At 30.8% G+C, this 17,672-nt stretch carries 18 protein-coding genes; all 18 read right to left on the reverse strand.

Translation table 11 applies throughout. The features are described 5' to 3' along the window. Window positions 1-75 precede the first annotated feature (75 nt). Complete coding sequence (locus tag COD11_RS13580; protein ID WP_098797441.1) at window positions 76-855, reverse strand: tyrosine-protein phosphatase; 780 nt, start codon at window positions 853-855, stop codon at window positions 76-78. Window positions 856-974: 119 nt separating this feature from the next. Then, the gene (locus COD11_RS13585) at window positions 975-1,313 is read right to left on the reverse strand and encodes a helix-turn-helix domain-containing protein (RefSeq protein ID WP_098797442.1); all 339 of its coding nucleotides are present in this window, start codon (window positions 1,311-1,313) and stop codon (window positions 975-977) included. Between the two features lie 31 nt (window positions 1,314-1,344). After that, on the reverse strand, window positions 1,345-2,790 hold the full coding sequence (locus COD11_RS13590) for a hypothetical protein (protein WP_141549688.1): 1,446 nt from the start codon (window positions 2,788-2,790) through the stop codon (window positions 1,345-1,347). Between the two features lie 135 nt (window positions 2,791-2,925). Next, window positions 2,926-4,014, reverse strand: coding sequence for a glycosyltransferase family 4 protein (locus COD11_RS13595; RefSeq protein WP_098797444.1), 1,089 nt, complete (start codon window positions 4,012-4,014; stop codon window positions 2,926-2,928). A gap of 49 nt (window positions 4,015-4,063) precedes the next feature. Further along, a complete protein-coding gene (gene pssE, locus COD11_RS13600; RefSeq protein WP_098797445.1) occupies window positions 4,064-4,549 on the reverse strand; it encodes a PssE/Cps14G family polysaccharide biosynthesis glycosyltransferase in 486 nt (161 codons plus the stop codon). Continuing rightward, window positions 4,546-5,004, reverse strand: coding sequence for a PssD/Cps14F family polysaccharide biosynthesis glycosyltransferase (gene pssD / locus COD11_RS13605; RefSeq protein ID WP_231307879.1), 459 nt, complete (start codon window positions 5,002-5,004; stop codon window positions 4,546-4,548). Before pssD ends, pssE begins: the two co-directional genes overlap by 4 nt. 78 nt (window positions 5,005-5,082) lie before the next feature. Then, entirely contained in the window at window positions 5,083-6,066 is a 984-nt protein-coding gene (locus tag COD11_RS13610; RefSeq protein WP_176551083.1) for an endo-1,4-beta-xylanase, read from the reverse strand. 201 nt (window positions 6,067-6,267) lie between these two features. Beyond that, entirely contained in the window at window positions 6,268-6,945 is a 678-nt protein-coding gene (locus COD11_RS13615; protein ID WP_483296293.1) for a sugar transferase, read from the reverse strand. Between the two features lie 15 nt (window positions 6,946-6,960). Next, the gene (gene galU, locus COD11_RS13620) at window positions 6,961-7,845 is read right to left on the reverse strand and encodes a UTP--glucose-1-phosphate uridylyltransferase GalU (RefSeq protein ID WP_098797447.1); all 885 of its coding nucleotides are present in this window, start codon (window positions 7,843-7,845) and stop codon (window positions 6,961-6,963) included. A gap of 154 nt (window positions 7,846-7,999) precedes the next feature. Beyond that, complete coding sequence (locus COD11_RS13625; protein WP_098797448.1) at window positions 8,000-9,064, reverse strand: glycosyltransferase family protein; 1,065 nt, start codon at window positions 9,062-9,064, stop codon at window positions 8,000-8,002. A gap of 40 nt (window positions 9,065-9,104) precedes the next feature. Next, window positions 9,105-10,382 (reverse strand): O-antigen translocase, encoded by a 1,278-nt coding sequence (locus tag COD11_RS13630; RefSeq protein WP_098797457.1) that lies wholly within the window; start codon window positions 10,380-10,382, stop codon window positions 9,105-9,107. Between the two features lie 35 nt (window positions 10,383-10,417). After that, window positions 10,418-11,731 carry a type III PLP-dependent enzyme domain-containing protein gene (locus tag COD11_RS13635; RefSeq protein ID WP_176551084.1) on the reverse strand — a complete coding sequence of 438 codons (1,314 nt, stop codon included), beginning with the start codon at window positions 11,729-11,731 and terminating at the stop codon, window positions 10,418-10,420. After that, on the reverse strand, window positions 11,724-12,941 hold the full coding sequence (locus COD11_RS13640; protein ID WP_098797449.1) for an ATP-grasp domain-containing protein: 1,218 nt from the start codon (window positions 12,939-12,941) through the stop codon (window positions 11,724-11,726). The genes COD11_RS13635 and COD11_RS13640 overlap by 8 nt, the downstream gene beginning before the upstream one ends. 91 nt (window positions 12,942-13,032) lie before the next feature. Then, window positions 13,033-14,133 carry a DegT/DnrJ/EryC1/StrS family aminotransferase gene (locus tag COD11_RS13645; RefSeq protein ID WP_098797450.1) on the reverse strand — a complete coding sequence of 367 codons (1,101 nt, stop codon included), beginning with the start codon at window positions 14,131-14,133 and terminating at the stop codon, window positions 13,033-13,035. A gap of 44 nt (window positions 14,134-14,177) precedes the next feature. Further along, window positions 14,178-15,137 (reverse strand): GNAT family N-acetyltransferase, encoded by a 960-nt coding sequence (locus COD11_RS13650; protein ID WP_098797451.1) that lies wholly within the window; start codon window positions 15,135-15,137, stop codon window positions 14,178-14,180. Between the two features lie 4 nt (window positions 15,138-15,141). Continuing rightward, the gene (locus COD11_RS13655; protein WP_098797452.1) at window positions 15,142-15,561 is read right to left on the reverse strand and encodes a sugar 3,4-ketoisomerase; all 420 of its coding nucleotides are present in this window, start codon (window positions 15,559-15,561) and stop codon (window positions 15,142-15,144) included. Beyond that, window positions 15,546-16,589, reverse strand: coding sequence for a dTDP-glucose 4,6-dehydratase (gene rfbB, locus COD11_RS13660; protein ID WP_098797453.1), 1,044 nt, complete (start codon window positions 16,587-16,589; stop codon window positions 15,546-15,548). The genes COD11_RS13655 and rfbB overlap by 16 nt, the downstream gene beginning before the upstream one ends. Continuing rightward, on the reverse strand, window positions 16,586-17,488 hold the full coding sequence (gene rfbA / locus COD11_RS13665; protein WP_098797454.1) for a glucose-1-phosphate thymidylyltransferase RfbA: 903 nt from the start codon (window positions 17,486-17,488) through the stop codon (window positions 16,586-16,588). Before rfbA ends, rfbB begins: the two co-directional genes overlap by 4 nt. Between the last annotated feature and the right edge of the window lie 184 nt (window positions 17,489-17,672).

Here is a 17,672-nt window from a genome sequence, read left to right on the forward strand (position 1 = left end):
TTAATATTGACAAAAACAATATATTCAACTTTATATTATATTTAATTCCTCTGGCTTATTGACCGACCTAATTAATTACATTCTATTTGTGAAAAAGCTAATTATTTTATTGTTTTTTACCTTTTCTGGCATTTCCTTATAAACCATTCTATTATTACAAACTAAATTTGCATTTTCTTGAAGAATAAATTTTGTCTCCACACCTATTTGTTTCTCAATTGCATCATAAGCATCCCGCAAATGAAATGAACGCATTGTAGTATTATGTGCATCTGAGGCAATAAAGTGTGTGAGATTATGATCTATAAGTTCAAAACTTAGTTTTTTCACTCTTTTTCCAAACATTCCGGTAATACTAGCAGCAGTTATTTGTGACAAAGCCCCATCCTTTATCAGTTTATATAAAAGATCTGGCTTTTCAAGTATTTCATGGTTTCTTTCGGGATGAACTATAACTGGTATAATTCCATTTACTTGAAGATCATAAAGTAATCTATATGTATACCTTGGAACATGATAATGGGGAAGCTCAATAAGCATATATGAAGAGTTATCACCAATTGTTAGAAGCTCACCCTTCTCTAAATCTTCCACTATCTCTCCATATATACGAATTTCCTGTCCAGGGAGAATTTCGATATTTATTTTTTCCTTCTGTAGTTCACCCTGAAGTTGGTCAATTTTATTCAAAATCTTTTCCCTATCATTCTCATATCTCCCATTTTTATGATGTGGTGTTGCAATGATTTTCGTAATTCCTTCATTCACTGCTACCTTAGCCATTTTAATACTTTCTTCTATATTATTGGCACCATCATCTGCATCTGCTAAAATATGACAATGAATATCTATCAACTAAATCACCTCAATTCATTAAAAAATATAAATACAAAAAACTACTAAGTATCCCATTTTACAACGGTGTCTAAGTAAGTCAAAAATAGTATAACTATAATTAGTTTATTTTTATCAAACTACCGGCTGCTTTCAATAAGATTCTTTATTTCTTCTAGTATTTGAAAATTTTTTTTGTTTTGTTCGAGCATTTTATTCATAATATCTATAGTTACATTTTGCGTTAATTCAATATCTGTTTTAGTGGAAATATCGGATGAATTATTGGATTCTAAAAATCTCTGAAGATCTACCTCAAGTGCAATTGCAATTTTTAATAGAATCCCGATAGAGGGGTTTTCTTGAATGTTTCTCTCGATATTGCTTAAGTAAGATTTCGATATATCTGTCTTTTTTGATAATTGAGAAAGGGTCATATTTCTACTTTCCCTTAACTTTTTAATAGATGTACCTAGCATTGAGTTACCTCCTTTTTGTTATCCTATTTTGTTAAAGCAGTTTAGGTTCTAATATACGCGATACTGTATATCCAATAATAATTGTTAGTATTCCTGTATAATTTATCCCTAAAGTTGCCTCTTGAAATAGAGAAATGATGAATGTAGCAAATAGTATTCCAGATAAAACAATTAATAGGTAATTAATTTCATTATTATAAGCATTTTTCAAAAGGAAGTTTATACACCCGATGAAAAATATTAAGTATAGCACTAACCCTGGATATCCAAGCTGATATATTAAAGAGCCAAAGAAACTTTCTGTTCCTAAATGAGAAAGATCCCATGCTGAAATTCCTGATAACATTGCATAGTAAATCCCACCAGCACCAACCCCATTACCAAGGGGATACTCATAAGAAGATATTAAAGGTAAAATAAAACCATTAAAATGGACAATAGCACTTGACCTAAAATCAATATTATAAGCAACGATAAAACAGACAGTTAAAACAATTAATAAAGGTAAAATAAAAATTTTAGGCTTTAATTTGATTGAGTAAAGAAAAAACACCCAAACAAGAACTATGCTGTATATACCTAAAGCCCCTTTACCTAATGTAAGAAAAAGTCCGAGCAATAAAAAAGCCCTGATAAAAATAAGTGAATTATTCCTTTTTAACATTAAAGAACAGCACAGTGCTACTAAAATAAAATAACTGAAGTTTATAACATCATAGAATATTGAAAACATCCTAGGTACAACAAAATTACCTAGTGGTGTACTCCAATTAGGTAATCCCCCCTGTACACCCTTTGCTTGTAGAACAATGTCGATATTCATCCATTCATTCCAAATATATGAATCCAAGTCAAATAAATTGAAAATAAAGCCTATGAAAACAGTAAAAACACCTAGTGCAATGATAAATTTAATTAACTTATATAAATCTTGTAAATTATTCTTTAATCCATAATAGATCAACCTGCCAATAAAGTAGCTAATAAATAGAATTGTAAATTGCCTTAAATAAAAAAGTTTACTTTCTAATGTTGGACTACTTGAAAGAACAAAACTTAAGGCGATAACTAGAAACAAAGGATAAATAACCTTTTCAAAACTTAAAAGTTTAATATTATTCTTATATTTTAAAAAAAGTAAGACAAGAACAATACTTGCAAATAGTTCTTTATAAACTAAAAGAAGCTTTATGTTGCTACCGTTATCTTGATAATCTGTAAAGTTATTACCCAATCCTATTAATATATTCTGAAAGACAATACAAAATACTAAATGATAAAGAAGATACACAGGCTTGTTTAAATAAAATATGGTAAACAAGGAAAAAAGCAAGCTAGATAATATTAGAATAGTATAGGTTAATTTCACCTCATGCAAATTTGCAATTAAGCAAAAGAGAACAGTATGTAACAAAAGAAAAAGCAAATAGATTGAAGTTTCATATTGATTACTTTCTCCTTTCATATCAATCGTCAATTGGGACACTCGCTTACCTCCTCTTTATTTAGGATAGCCATTTTCAATTGAAAAGCTGCAAATTTCTATTAAAATTTTTATCATTTAACATAATTTCAAAAATCCCCTGATTTCTTACACAGTCAAACTGAATGATTAGCTAGAAAGGTAGTTTTTTTCTTCCGGTATTTTTTCTTTAAGTAAACTTTTATATAGCATGATGAGCTTACCCACTGAATGATTAATATTATAATGGGTTTTTATTCTTTCACTATTATTTATCTCAAACTTCTTAATATTTTGTTGATCGTTCAATAAACAGATTATACTGTTTGCTATGGCTTCTATATCACCCGCTTTCACTAGTAAACCGTTTTCTCCCTTAACTACTGACGAGATCGAACCTACATCCGTAGAGACTACTGGCAATCCATAGCTCATAGCTTCCAGGATTGACATAGGCATCCCCTCATTGTAAGAAGGTAAAACAAAAATTATACTCTTGCGATAGATTTCATTGATTTTTACTTGATCTGAAATCCACCCCGGTATTTCAAACATATCTTCTAGATTTAATTCTTCTATTTTCTTCTTAACTCTCTCAACTTCCCCGTCACCAGCAATTAAAAATTTATATTTTGGGTCCACTTTACCTTTAATTCTTAAAGAAGCTTCTATCAAATCATAAGTTCCTTTTCTTTGAGAAAGGATTCCCATTGTGGTAATATATATTTTTTCATTTGAATATTCAGTACTTTTAGGGAATACTGCATTTTCAAAAGAAACAACCTTTGTTTGACTAATGGATTGATAGTATTCTTTCCAGAGTTCACCGAGAGCAAGAATTATTGTAGCTTTATTCAAAGTATCCCTAATCTCTTTTTTCTTAAAATCAGAATTGTTATTATAAAAGTCTTTAAATTGAGAGCCATGCATGTGAAGTATTATAGGTATATTTTTATATTTTAAAAGCTGTATTATATATTTTTTACGAATGAAGCTTCCCTTATAGGACATATGAATATGGGCCACATTATATTGCTGATTTATAAAGCTCAACTTTATAAATAGCTTAATAAATTGAAGAACAAAATAACATATATTTAAAAAATGATTACTTCCATAATAAGTAGGGAAATATTCGAGATCAACCTTTTGAGATAATCCAGCTTCAAAATAGTTTCTTACAACACGGGTTATTCCCCCATTTACTCGTAAATGAGAACCAATCATAATTACTTTCATATATATACTTCCCCTTTTCAATTTTAATAAATAATACTGCTCTTAATTATCAAGTAATTCTTTGCAAGAACTTTTCTATTATGCTAATTATATTTTTTGTATTTGATTCGTATTTCCTAAATTTCAAATTTTCAACTTGTTTTATCGCACTTTCGATATCGGTTATATCAGAAACTGCATAGATTATTTTTGAATTAGAGAACTGTTCTAATATTTCAGACTGATGATTATCTACATGCTCCCCAAATTCTTTTTTTCTAGGAACACCTATTACAACTTTCCCCTTTTTGACAGCAGTTATAATGGAGCCCGTCCCCCCATGTGTAATAATGATAGAACTCTTATCAATCATTTGCATAAATTCATCTTTATTAAGAAATGGTTTAAATGAATAGTAGTTTGGCTCGTATGTTGAATAGCCGATTTGGGCAAAAATTTCATCAGATTTAAGGACCTTTTTCTGAATTAAATGGTCTATCTCTTCTAATAGTCTATTAAATTGAAATTTCTGTGAACCAACAGTAACAAATATCAATAGATGCCCCCTCCATAAATTGCATTTGGATAAAATTCCTTCAAGTCTTCCCATTGAATGATAACTAAATCCGCAATCTTTGACATAATTTTTCCTGTTATCGTGGGAGTGCTAATTTTAGAGAAAGATTCTATAAAAATCACTTTAGTTTTAAAGAGTTTTGATATTAAGCAGATAGGGATAGTAGCTAAAGCACCCGTAGAGATTATAACCTCAGGCTTCTCTTTCCATAATATAATTAAAGATTTGATAATTAATATCAATAACTTAGCAACAAATAAAATCTCATGCCTATTAATTTGAGTTACATTATAAACCTTTATATTATTTGAATTAAATGTATATTTTGTTTTTTCAGTTAAGATAAAACTTTTATAACTATTCATTATTGGATAAAGCATCATTAGTTGCTCTAGATGTCCACCTGAAGATGCAGCAAAACATATTTTCACCATTCATCCCTCTTTCAACTGACAAGTAAAAAAGTCTCCCTAAAAAACTTAAGAGACGTTTCTAAATAATGCCAACTCACATTATTTTTTCAATTTTCCATATATTGATTTATAACTTAGCTTTTGCTCATAATCTCTATCAAAAAGCAACGGGGCATCTGGTTGCCCTGAATATTCTGGAATCCATGAATATTTATCAGTCACTCCCCAAGTTACCATTGCAGTACAATTAGAATACAGGAGACAGACATCTAAGATTTTTGAATACATCTCTGCTTGCTGCTGCAGCCTTTTTTTATAGGGTTTATCGCTATTTTGAATTGCTATATCCAATTCTGTAATATGAACTTCTAATCCTATGAGTTTATATCTATTAATATTCTCCTTAATCTTTTCCTCGTCTTTTGGGGACATGATGTCGGAGTGCATTTGAAATCCAACTCCGTCAATCGGCACTCCTCTTTTCATAAAATCTTCCAACATTCTAAAAATTGCATTCGACTTTTGATTTATCCCTTCATTACTATAATCATTATAAAATAGAAGAGCATTAGGATCAGCGTCATGAGCCCACCGAAAGGCTAATTCAATATACTCCGGTCCGATTGTTTGTAACCATATATTGTTCCTTAGTGTTCCATCATCATTAAATGCTTCATTTACAACATCCCAAGCATAAATTTTGCCTCCATAATGTTTTACAACTGTTTGAATATGATTTTTTAATATTAGAGAGAGTTCTTCCTTTGAATATTTTTCTTTACTAAGCCAGTCGGGGTTACTATGATGCCATACTAACGTATGACCTCTAACTTTCATGTCGTTTTCTTCAGCAAAATTCACCATTAGGTCTGGCAAAGAAAAATCATATGTGTTTCTTTGTGGATGAATTCTTGAAAACTTCATATCATTTTCAATCGTTAACAAATTAAATTCATTTTTGAGTATGGTTTTATATTTGTCGTCATGTAAAAAAGGAGATGCTGAAACAGAGGCTCCTATTAAAAAATTTCTCTTGTCTGCCACCTCTCGTAAATAATGATTTTTTTCTCCATAAAGATACAAACAAAAGCATCCTGTAACAAATAATAAAATGAACAACAAAAACTTTCTAATTCTCAATAAAACACTCCCTTTTTTCTTCCGCTCCTTTTTACATAATTGATTAATATTTCTAACTATGAAATTCATGAGACTAATTAACCATAATCAGTTTCGTTAAGTGTTTCACTTATTTTTTTGAAGACAAAAATTATTATAAGACTACTAAAATGCACTATTAGGTGAAAAAATAACTTTTACCGTCTTACATATGATTTTCATGTCATTAATACAGGATCTTTCTTCCACATATTTCAAATCAAGTTCTACCATTTCTTTAAATCCTAGATCATTTCTTCCACTTACTTGCCAGAGCCCAGTACAACCTGGTTTTACCATCAACCTTTGTTTATCATATAATGAATATTCCTTAACTTCACGTGGAAGAGGTGGACGGGGTCCAACTAAGCTCATTTCACCCTTTAGTACATTTAATAATTGTGGAAATTCATCCATACTTGTTTTGCGAATGTATTTTCCAACTTTTGTAATACGGGGATCTTTCTTCATTTTAAACATGGCTCCTGACACTTCATTTAATAAGAGCAAATCTTCTAACCTCTCTTCTGCATCAGTTACCATTGATCTAAATTTATACATATAAAATTCTTTTTCATCTTTTCCTACTCTAACTTGTTTAAAAATTACTGGACCTTTTGGGTCTTCCATTTTAATCCAAATTGCAATTATCAAAAAAAGTGGAGATAATATAATAATCCCTAATAATGAACCAAAAATATCTGATAATCTCTTCATTATTAAATAGTGTACTTTAGAATTTACCTGACTGACTGTTAATAACTGATCAGGAATAGCTTTCTGCTTAACTGATGATCCCTCCAAAAAACAGCCTCCTCCTTACAAGCTAAATTCTTTCAACACTTTTTTTTGATTTTCTAAAAAGTGTATCACTTGGTCCTTGATTGTCTCATCCTTTAAAGCAAATTCAATAGTCGTTAAAATAAACCCTAACTTTTCTCCTACATCATATCGTTTCCCCTCAAAATCATAGGCAAAAACTCTCTGAATTTCATTTAACTTTTGTATTGCATCGGTTAACTGAATTTCTCCTCCTGCTCCTTTCTCTTGCTTTTCTAAAAACATAAATATTTCTGGAGTTAAAACGTAGCGACCCATAATTGCTAAGTTGGATGGAGCAGTTCCTGTCACCGGCTTTTCAACAAAATTATGAATCTCATAGCGCCTCCCTATCTGGTTACTAGGATCAACAATACCATAACGATGTGTCTCGCTTTCATGAACAGTCTGTACACCGATAACAGATGATAGAGTCTTTTCATATTCATTTATTAATTGTCTTAAACAAGGAGTTTCAGCTTGAATAATATCATCTCCTAACAAGACAGCAAATGGTTCATTTCCAATAAACTTTCTTGCACACCACACTGCATGACCTAATCCCTTCGGTTCTTTTTGACGAATATAGTGAATCTCTACTTTAGAAGGTGCTTGGACTTTCTCTAGCAGGTCAAATTTATGCTTTTCTATTAAATTATTTTCAAGTTCAAATGCATTATCAAAGTGATCTTCAATTGCACGTTTTCCTTTACCTGTTACGATAATGATATCCTCGATCCCTGATGCAACAGCCTCTTCAACAATATATTGAATTGTTGGTTTATCTACTATTGGCAACATCTCCTTTGGCATAGCTTTTGTTACAGGGAGAAATCTTGTACCAAGTCCAGCTGCTGGTATAATTGCTTTACGTACCTTTTTCATTTTTCCACCTCTCTAAATTGTTAATCACCTAACCCTAAGTTAAAAAGAACAAAAAACGTTCATAATAAAGAACGTTTGAGCTAAAAAAATTTTCTTCTTTAATAAATATGAGAAATTTCTTTGATCCCTCTTCTCATTATGACTATTAGTATGTTTAACTTGACCAGGCTTGTAAATACTGTTTTGCAATTCTCTTATACCCATGTACTTCTTCAACGTACATTCTAGATTCATAACCTAGTTGGGCCAAGTTTTGCCTGTTATTCAATAAATATTCAAACTGACTAATAATTTGCTCAACATCCGGAGTTATATTGAAAACTGGGGATGATTGTACATTTAATTCTTGTAAAGCCTCTGGTTCCGCTCCACTCATTACAATTTTCCCTTTCGCCATCGAATATAAAGCATTCATACCATAGGTATATGCCTTACATTGATCAATCACGACATTTGATTTAGATATTACCTCTAAATATTCATTTAATGGTAAAAAGTCTGCATAAATCATTGTGACGTCATCTGGATATCTCTCTTGAAAAATCTTCATAGCTTTTACAATTGCATCTGTTCCTTTAACTTTAGGTCTGTTTGAAGCATGATAAAAAACCAATTTATTTTTTAGTGCGTTTTCATTATACTGAATTTTATCCGTGTTAATGGGCAAGGGTATAGTATTTTTAATTTTATTTGAATAGGGACCATTTCTATAACTCTCTGCATATTCCCACATTATAGGAATAATTCCATCCTGTTTACTAATAAACTTATGTTGCAAAATGAAGTCAAGTAGCGTTGTATGCTTTAATTTTGACTTTCTGAAATTTTCATATGATAAATACTCATCATAAGGTGAATATTTCATTTTCCCAGAAAAAAGAAATTTAAAAACCTCCACGTCGTCTCCTGCAGCTAAACAAAAGGTTTTTTTGTTGTTTTTATAAATTGATCCATATAACAAATTTGCTAATCTATGTGATAAATACGGATTGATAAATTGAACAATATCATATCCTCTCAAACTCTTTAAGATTTTATTTAGTTCGAAAAAACGAACAACTTTATTTTGAGATTTCCATGTTATGGATATATCACTATCAATATTTTTGTCTCCATCTCCACCTGAAACTACTAATGCTTCATGACCTAGTTCCACTAAACCTTCTTTTAAATTTTTATGAACCCCACTATATTCTCCCAACAATAGAATCTTACTCACGAAAACCACCTCCGAAAAAACTAAACAGATATTTACCCAATTAAGCGGTTTGTTTTAACTTTGAGTCATCTAAAACAAAAAGGGTTTTTGAAAACATCACAATCATTAAAACCATGTACGTAAAATAATTTAATGCATGAGCCTGTGTTACACCAATTAACCCATTCATATGAGTAAACAATACGGTCATTCCATAAAAATTCAATGCAAACAGTATCTCAGTAATAATAAATGTCTTAGTCATTGCTTTAGCAACCATTAAAAAAGACAATGTCCAACTTGCCATTTTAAAAAAATCTCCGATCAATTGGAACAGAAACAATGTTCTCATTTTAATAAATTCCGGAGTGAAAAGTACAACTATAATAAAATCTCTTAAAAAATATATTAATAGAGCTGAAGTAAAGACAAATGGTAAAATAATTTTATAACCAGATAATATCTCTTCTCTTATTTCGTTTTGCATTTGTAACTCTGATAACCTAGGCAGATAGTAAGTAGAGAAAGCAGTTGTTAATATCATTAAATACATTGTTGATATCATCCAAACTGATTGCCAATAACCAGCCTCTTCAATTGAAAAAGTATCTACTAAATAGTTTCTAATTAAGATTTGCGTAATTGTCACAGAAATCACTGAAACAATAGTCATTAAGGAGAATTTTAATAACCTTCGATAGTGTTTTTTTTCTACTACCTTAACAAATTGGAACTTAAATTCTACTTTTATTAGTGCAAGTGGTACTGTGATAAGTAAAATTATACCTTGGACAATAATCATTGACAGAAGAGCACCATATAATCCGTAACAAATGGTTAATAATGACGTTATTATAAGCGATAAAAGACTACTTGAGATATTTATAAAAATGAACAACTTTATTTTTTTTAGACCATTTATAATTGACAAGAACACCGTATTTAAGTTGATGAAAATCAATGTAATTCCTAGAAGCATAAATATTTTTTCATACTCTTCTGACTTTAAGATCCATGTTGAGAAATACGGACCTCCAAAAAAAATAATTCCTCCGACTATAATTGAAAATATAATTGTGATAATAAACCCTGCATTAATAACATCATTCCGTCTTTTATCATCACTTTCATTATATTCCGCTACATACTTTGTTACACCTGAGTTAATTGCCCCGTTTCCAATTGTGGTAACAAGAACAAGAAAATTTTGGAATTGACCTATTAAAGCAATTCCTGCTGGGCCAACATAACTCGCAATAATTTTATTAATTATTAAACTAGATAACATTTTAAAAATTGTTGATATTCCGGAAAGTAAACTAGTTTTTAGAAAGTTCATATTTTTACCTAATTTCTTATTAAAAATTATATTGCCTAGAAGCAATAAATTTCTTCATTAAAAAATTGTCTGAATGTCTCTTTTCTCCTCACTACACACATGTCGTTTTGATCGTATGCTAGAATAGCAGGTCTTTCTTTTATAAAGGGAGGATTAAACACAATTGTGTATGCTCCTACATTATCAAACATAATATAATCGTCGCTCTGTGGAATCTCTCCTATACAATTAGTAGCTAAGTAATCTTGCTCCATGCATGTATATCCAACAATATTATATTTTTGTTTACTGGGGTTATCTATCTTCTGTTGTTTTAAAATCTTCATTGGGAGATTCTTTTGATGTAACGTCGGTTTTATATTATGTGCACTACCATCAACTAAAACAAATACCTTATCTCTAATTTTTTTCACATCAATTACTCTAGTTACAAATACAAAAGCATTAGCAACCATAGATATTCCAGGTTCTAGAATCAATGTTGGTTTATTTTGATAATGACTAAATTCTTCATTCATGATCGCCCCCACTGCTTCAGCATATTCATCAAAAGTTGGTGCATGTTCTCTAAGAGATTTAGGAACCTCCCCAGAAATACCTCCGCCAATGTCTATATATTCTATATCAGTTAAATTATTTTCTTTTGCTGCTTTACACAGTCCTTGGGTAATTTTTGAATAAGTCTCAACACTTCTCTGTCTAGTGGAGAAATGAGCATGCAATCCCACAATTTTAACATTCTTCAATTGAGTTATTTCATTTATAGCATATTTTAAATTCCCATTTTCCACGCATATTCCAAATCTACTAATTTTATAATCATCTGTATGCAAATTAATACTGTTTTCCCAAATGTCAAAGTTTATTCGCAACCCTATTTTAACCTGTTTATTGGGGTTTCTATCACAATACTCTTTCACAAAATTAAATTCATAAATAGAATCTAAATTCACTTTACTTTCATTCTCTAAAGCATAATCGATATCCTCTTGACTTTTTAAGGGACCATTAAATACTATTCTTTTTGGATCAATTCCTATTTTTATAGCTAAGTCATATTCTAATCTTGAAACTACTTCGGAGTAGGCGCCACATCTTGATAATTCTTTACATAGATAAGGGAGATAGTTCGTTTTGTAAGAATATGCAATAATAAAATTATCATATTTTTTTTTAAAAGCATTATGAATTTTTTTGTAGTTTTCTTGGAGCTTTTTTACATCTAAAATAAAAAAAGATGAACCATAATCTTTCCTGAATTCAAATGACTTATCTACATTAAACAAATAATCTTCTATAGTAGTTTGAAATTCTAATTCTTTATTCTCATTTGTAGTTAAACTATACATAAATCTCCTCCTCAACTTGAACATTAATATATCGACCCATATTATGCATTTTATATCTTTGTTCTTCTAAAGAATCAAACTTTATAAAAATAAAACCAATTGCTTTATTTCCACTATTAAAAATGTCTATCTCGTCACCTTTATCTTTGTAAATGACTTTATATATAATTTTTTCTTTTATCTCATCAGAAAAATTAATATTTACTAATTTTCCTTTTTTTAGTGAGTGAATTGTATATGTAGAATAGTACCCCTCTTTTGGTGGTATAAAATTAAAACTCATTTCCTCATGATTACCTAATGCAGTTTCAACTGTTGCTTTTATAAAATCTATCCCAGTAATTGCTTTTAAAAATTCTGGAATTAAGTTCCCTCCATTCCTAGGGCCGATTTCTATGAAATAAACTTTATCGTTTTTCCCAAGTAACACTTCAAGATTCAAAGCACCATATTTTATATCTAACAATTTTAATATTCTGTTGAGTTCTTCACATACTATTTCCACTTTCTCTTGATTTATTAAAATAGGATAACTTTTCCCAACAGGAACATATGGATTTACCTCTGTATTTCTATGACAGTTTAAGAATCCACAGAATTCTAATTTTCCATCTTTGACAAATACATCTCCGCCAATTTGATAATCATGACTTCTTTCAATATACTCTTCAATGATTACTTCTTTTGATTTTGAATGAAAAGCTGCATTTTTAAAGGCACCTTCACATTCTTCTATTGAATCAATTCGAGATATCCCTTTACTCCCCGAAGAATCAATGGGTTTTACCATTAAAGGAAAATTAAATTGTTCTAGACCCTTCTTTGCTTCTTCGACTGTTTTATAGCTTTCTGCCTTTGGACAATGAAAACCATTTTTTTTTAAAAATTTTCTAAATAAGTCCTTTTGGACAAGAGTTAATACCGATTCAAACGGATTAGAAGGTAGATCCAATTTGTTTGCTACGTATGCAGCTGTTAAAGCGGCAGCATCACTAATATAGCCAATAATTCCGTCAATATGATTATCCTTAGCAACTTTCAAGACAGCTTCTTTATTATCTGTACTAACACAATGATACTCTTGTGAAAAGGGAATACCAGGGTTATCTGGAAGATAATCACAAAGTATAATGTAATATCCCTTCTCTTTAGCATATCTAATAACCGGTAATTGCTGTATAGAACCACCTAGAAACAAAATCTTTTTCATGGATTTGGCACCTCTAGTATCGAAAATTTTTAGCAACCTTATTTTAGATTGTTATAGACATTACAAAAGTTAGTTTTTACTTATTAATTATCTAGCTTAATTGAAAAGTATTAATAACTTCCACTATCCGCATTGTATCTTCTTTTGTTTGAACCGGAGAGATAGGTAAGCTTAGTACCTCATTATGAATTTGTTCCGAAATAGTATAACTGAGATCATTCCACTCCCTATAGGCTAATTGCTTATAAGGAGGAATAGGATAATGAATCAATGTTTGTATTTTTTGTTCTGTTAAGTACTTTTGAAGCTCTTCTCTTTCCTTGGTCCTTATGACAAACAAATGCCAAACATGAGATAACCCATCACTGTTTACAATCATTGGTAATGTGATATTTTTATTTTTTATATGTTCCATATAGTAGGATGCAATTTCTCTCCGTTTTTCATTATCATGATCTAAAGACTTCAGCTTCACACGCAAAATGGCCGCTTGAATTTCATCTAAGCGACTGTTTACTCCTTTATGAAGGTTTTCATATTTTACGTAAGAACCATAATTTCTTAATGCTCTGATTTTCTCAGCCAACTGAGAATCATTCGTAGTAATAGCACCACCATCTCCCAAAGCACCTAAATTCTTTCCAGGATAAAAGCTGAAACCAGCAGCATCTCCTAAATTCCCTGTTCTCTTGTTATGATAAACAGCTCCATGAGCTTGAGCAGCATCTTCTATTACTTTTAAATTATATTTTTTCGCAAGATGATTAATAGCTTCCATATTAGCCGCTTGCCCATATAAATGAACAGCCATGATTGCTTTTGTTCTCGATGTGATTTTTGCCTCTATTTTATCTGGATCCAGATTATAACTTTTTATATCGGGTTCAACTAATACTGGGATAGCTCCGTTAGCAGAAATAGATAAAATAGAAGCAATGTATGTATTTGAAGGAACAATCACTTGATCCCCAGAGCCAATTTCATATGCTCTTAAGATAAGTGTTAAAGCATCTAGTCCGTTGGCTACCCCAATACAATATTTTGTTCCACAGTACTCGGCAAACTCTTTTTCAAACAGTTCTAATTCCTCTCCAAGAATATACCAGCCACTGTTTATTACTTTATTGACGGCCTTCTCAATCTCAATTTGATAACTATTATTGACTGCTTTTAAATCTAAAAAGGTTAGCATTTTATATCTCCTTTATTTAACTAAGCTTAAATAATAACTCAATATCAATTAAGGTCATATTCAAAATATTGATAGACAACACCTCTTGCTCCAAAGCCTTGCTTTTGAAAGCTTAAACCTTCATTTAAAAAAAATCCCTGTTTTTCAACGGAAGTACCAAAGTCAAAATATCTAACATTTGAATATCTTTGATTTATTAAATAATCAAACAAAAAATCTAATGCAGAAATTTCTTTTCCTGATTGGTTTGCTGAAATATATTGCACATGAGCTACATTTTCAGTAATGTACATCAGGACTCCTGCCACGCATTCACCTTCCATATATACACTATAAAGCTCAATATTTTCTTTGAAGCGATTCTTTAGTTGAATTATTTCATTTAAAGTGTGTACAGGCTTTGTGTCATGTCTATATTCTAAATTTTCAGTTAATACTCTCCAAAAATCCTCGTAAGAATAGTCTTTTTTAATTTCTAAATTCCATTTTTTCGCTTTCTTTATACCTCTTTTTCTTAAAGTACTGAAAGGCAAGCAATTCTCCATTAGAATAGCTGATGAAATTCCACAACCAGTTAATTTAGCATTATGTCGAAACAAAGCATATTCATCCTCCTGAGCTGGTATACTCGAGTAGATATAAGGTATAGCTTTGTAAAATACTTTTTTTATATTTTTTTCTTCTCTTAAATATTGATTGAACCTATTAAAATAGATCATTACATCTTCTAGTTTTGTTTCAGGAAGTATTAAAAGCCCACCATACGTCAAGCCTTTGTGACTGTAAAAAAAATCCCCTTCTACATTACCGGGTAAAATCGCAACTATTTTATTTTTGGCATTTTTTAATATTAATGAACAATCATTAAACCTATCTAAGTGATAATGCATGTATTCTATCTTATGAAGAAATGTACCATTTTTTGACCTTTCAACAAAAGCATTCCAATCTTCTTTATCCTTTTCTTCAAACTCTTTAATAAATACCTCTTCCGAATTAATCAATTTATCATCCCTCAAAAACCTTATGTGTATTTTCAATCATCTGTAAAAAAACACCATAATCTCGAATATAATCAGCTTCATCATAATAGTCACTTGCTAGCACCATTAACACGCAATCCTCTGAAAAGTCATACATTTCACGCCACACCATTTTATTTACAATTAGTCCTTGGCTAGATTTATTTAACAGATGCTCCATTTTGGTTTCTCCATTATCTAGAACAACTCTACATGAACCACTCGTGCAAATAAGTACCTGCTTTAATTCTCTATGAGCATGAAACCCTCTTGGCAAATCATTGATGGTGTTGTAAATGTAATAAACTCTTTTTATTTCAAAGGGTATATTTTTAAGTGCTTCTAATGAAATTAACGAACCTCTATTATCTCCAATCACCGTAAAATTAATTAAGCAGTTGTCCATCTTCTTACTCCTGACTCAGTATATTTTTTGATATACCAATCCATTGTCTTTATTATACCGATATCAAAGGTATCTCTTGGTTTCCATCCGAGATCCTCTTCTATTTTGCTTGAATCAATTGCATATCGAAAATCATGTCCTGGTCGGTCTTGAACAAATTCAATTAAGTCTTTGTAACTACTTGTTTTCGGCATTATCCTATCAAGGTACAGGCAAATTGTATAGGCAATTTCCAGGTTGGTTCGCTCATTTTTACCACCAATTAAATACGTTTCTCCAGTCTTTCCTTTATGAAAGACAAGATCTATTGCTCTACAATGATCTTCTACGTAAAGCCAATCCCTAATATTTTGTCCATCCCCGTAAATAGGTAGCGGTTCTCCTTGTAAAGCTTTTCGAATCAGCGTAGGAATTAGCTTTTCATCATGTTGTTTCGGACCATAATTATTAGAACAATTAGATGTCACTACATTCATTCCATAAGTATGAAAATAACTTCTTACAATCATATCTGAACTGGCTTTACTTGCACTATAAGGACTGTTAGGAGCAAATGGTGTTCTTTCAGTAAAATATCCATCAGACCCTAAAGTACCATATACTTCATCTGTAGATATATGATGAAACCTTGATCGATCATAACCTTCTTTATATATAGATGTGTTTAACATCCAATGACTTCTTGCAGCTTCTAATAAATTAAGTGTTCCTAGTACATTTGTTTCTGTAAATGCAATAGGATTATTTATTGAATTGTCTACATGAGACTCTGCTGCAAAGTGTATGACATTTTGGATATCATAGTGTTTAAACAAATCTAGTAAAAACGACTGATTCCTAATGTCCCCTTTAATAAATTCATAGCGTTCATGTAATTGAATTTCTTGGAGATTCATAATATTACCTGCGTATGTTAACGCATCTAGATTAATAACATGATAATTGGGATATTTTTCTAATAAATAAGCGATAAAGTTTGAGCCAATAAATCCCGCTCCACCTGTAACTAATATATTATCTTTTTTCATAGGATACCAACCAGATTCCAAGTTGATTGCTTTGTTTCATTAGCAATATTCCATAAATAATTACCATATTCAGTTTTATTTAGTTGCCTTGCGAGATCAATCAGTTCTAATCTGTCAATATAACCCATTCGGTAAGAGATTTCTTCTAAACATGCCACTTTAAAACCTTGTCTCTTTTCAACTGTTTCAATAAAAAGCGAGGCCTCTAATAAAGAATTATGTGTTCCTGTATCCAACCAAGCAAAACCTCTACCTAACAATTCTACCTTTAATCTATTATTTTTCAGATAATACTTATTAATGTCAGTTATTTCTAATTCCCCCCGTATTGAAGGTGAAATGTTTTTTGCAATTTCCACTACCTCATTATCATAAAAATATAATCCTGTTACTGCAAAATCTGACTTTGGATTCTCGGGTTTTTCCTCAATGGATATGGCATTAAAATCTTGATCAAATTCCACTACACCAAAACGCTCAGGATCTTTTACGCGATAACCAAATACAGTTGCACCCTCTTTACGACTTGCAGCCCTTTGTAAAACAGCTGTAAAACCAGGACCAAAATAAATATTGTCACCAAGAATTAGTGCCACACTCTCTTTAGCAATAAACTCTTCTCCAATGATAAAGGCTTCAGCTAAGCCGTTAGGCTCCTTCTGAATTTTATATGTTAAGTTAATACCTAAAGAGCTACCATCTCCAAGTAACTGTATGAATCTTGGCAGATCTTCAGGGGTCGAAATAATTAATATTTCTTTTATGCCTGCTAACATTAAAACGGAAAGTGGGTAGTAAATCATTGGTTTATCAAATATAGGAAGCATTTGTTTCGAAATCGCTCTTGTAAGCGGGTACAATCTTGTGCCACTTCCACCTGCTAAAATAATTCCTTTCAATTCAAATCACCACTCTTTTTTATTTAGAATCCTAAACTACCATGTTTAATGAAGAATTTTATATCCTTAAATTAATACTTCCCAATAAATTAGTATAAGCAGAAAAGATGAGGTAAAACTATTTTATTATTAATTAACGTAAACAAATTCCTATTTTGTTCAGTCTTTTTTTCTGTGAAAATAA

Source organism: Bacillus sp. AFS040349 (assembly GCF_002577655.1).
GTDB lineage: Bacteria > Bacillota > Bacilli > Bacillales > Bacillaceae > Metabacillus.

What these genes read in the sequence shown, in the direction of transcription:
- COD11_RS13585 (WP_098797442.1), bottom strand. Translation starts at nt 1,313, where the DNA reads ATGCTAGGTACATCTATTAAAAAGTTAAGGGAAAGTAGAAATATGACC.
- COD11_RS13595 (WP_098797444.1), bottom strand. Translation starts at nt 4,014, where the DNA reads ATGAAAGTAATTATGATTGGTTCTCATTTACGAGTAAATGGGGGAATA.
- pssD (WP_231307879.1), bottom strand. Translation starts at nt 5,004, where the DNA reads ATGGTGAAAATATGTTTTGCTGCATCTTCAGGTGGACATCTAGAGCAA.
- galU (WP_098797447.1), bottom strand. Translation starts at nt 7,845, where the DNA reads ATGAAAAAGGTACGTAAAGCAATTATACCAGCAGCTGGACTTGGTACA.
- COD11_RS13630 (WP_098797457.1), bottom strand. Translation starts at nt 10,382, where the DNA reads ATGAACTTTCTAAAAACTAGTTTACTTTCCGGAATATCAACAATTTTT.
- COD11_RS13635 (WP_176551084.1), bottom strand. Translation starts at nt 11,731, where the DNA reads ATGTATAGTTTAACTACAAATGAGAATAAAGAATTAGAATTTCAAACT.
- COD11_RS13640 (WP_098797449.1), bottom strand. Translation starts at nt 12,941, where the DNA reads ATGAAAAAGATTTTGTTTCTAGGTGGTTCTATACAGCAATTACCGGTT.
- COD11_RS13645 (WP_098797450.1), bottom strand. Translation starts at nt 14,133, where the DNA reads ATGCTAACCTTTTTAGATTTAAAAGCAGTCAATAATAGTTATCAAATT.
- COD11_RS13655 (WP_098797452.1), bottom strand. Translation starts at nt 15,561, where the DNA reads ATGGACAACTGCTTAATTAATTTTACGGTGATTGGAGATAATAGAGGT.
- rfbB (WP_098797453.1), bottom strand. Translation starts at nt 16,589, where the DNA reads ATGAAAAAAGATAATATATTAGTTACAGGTGGAGCGGGATTTATTGGC.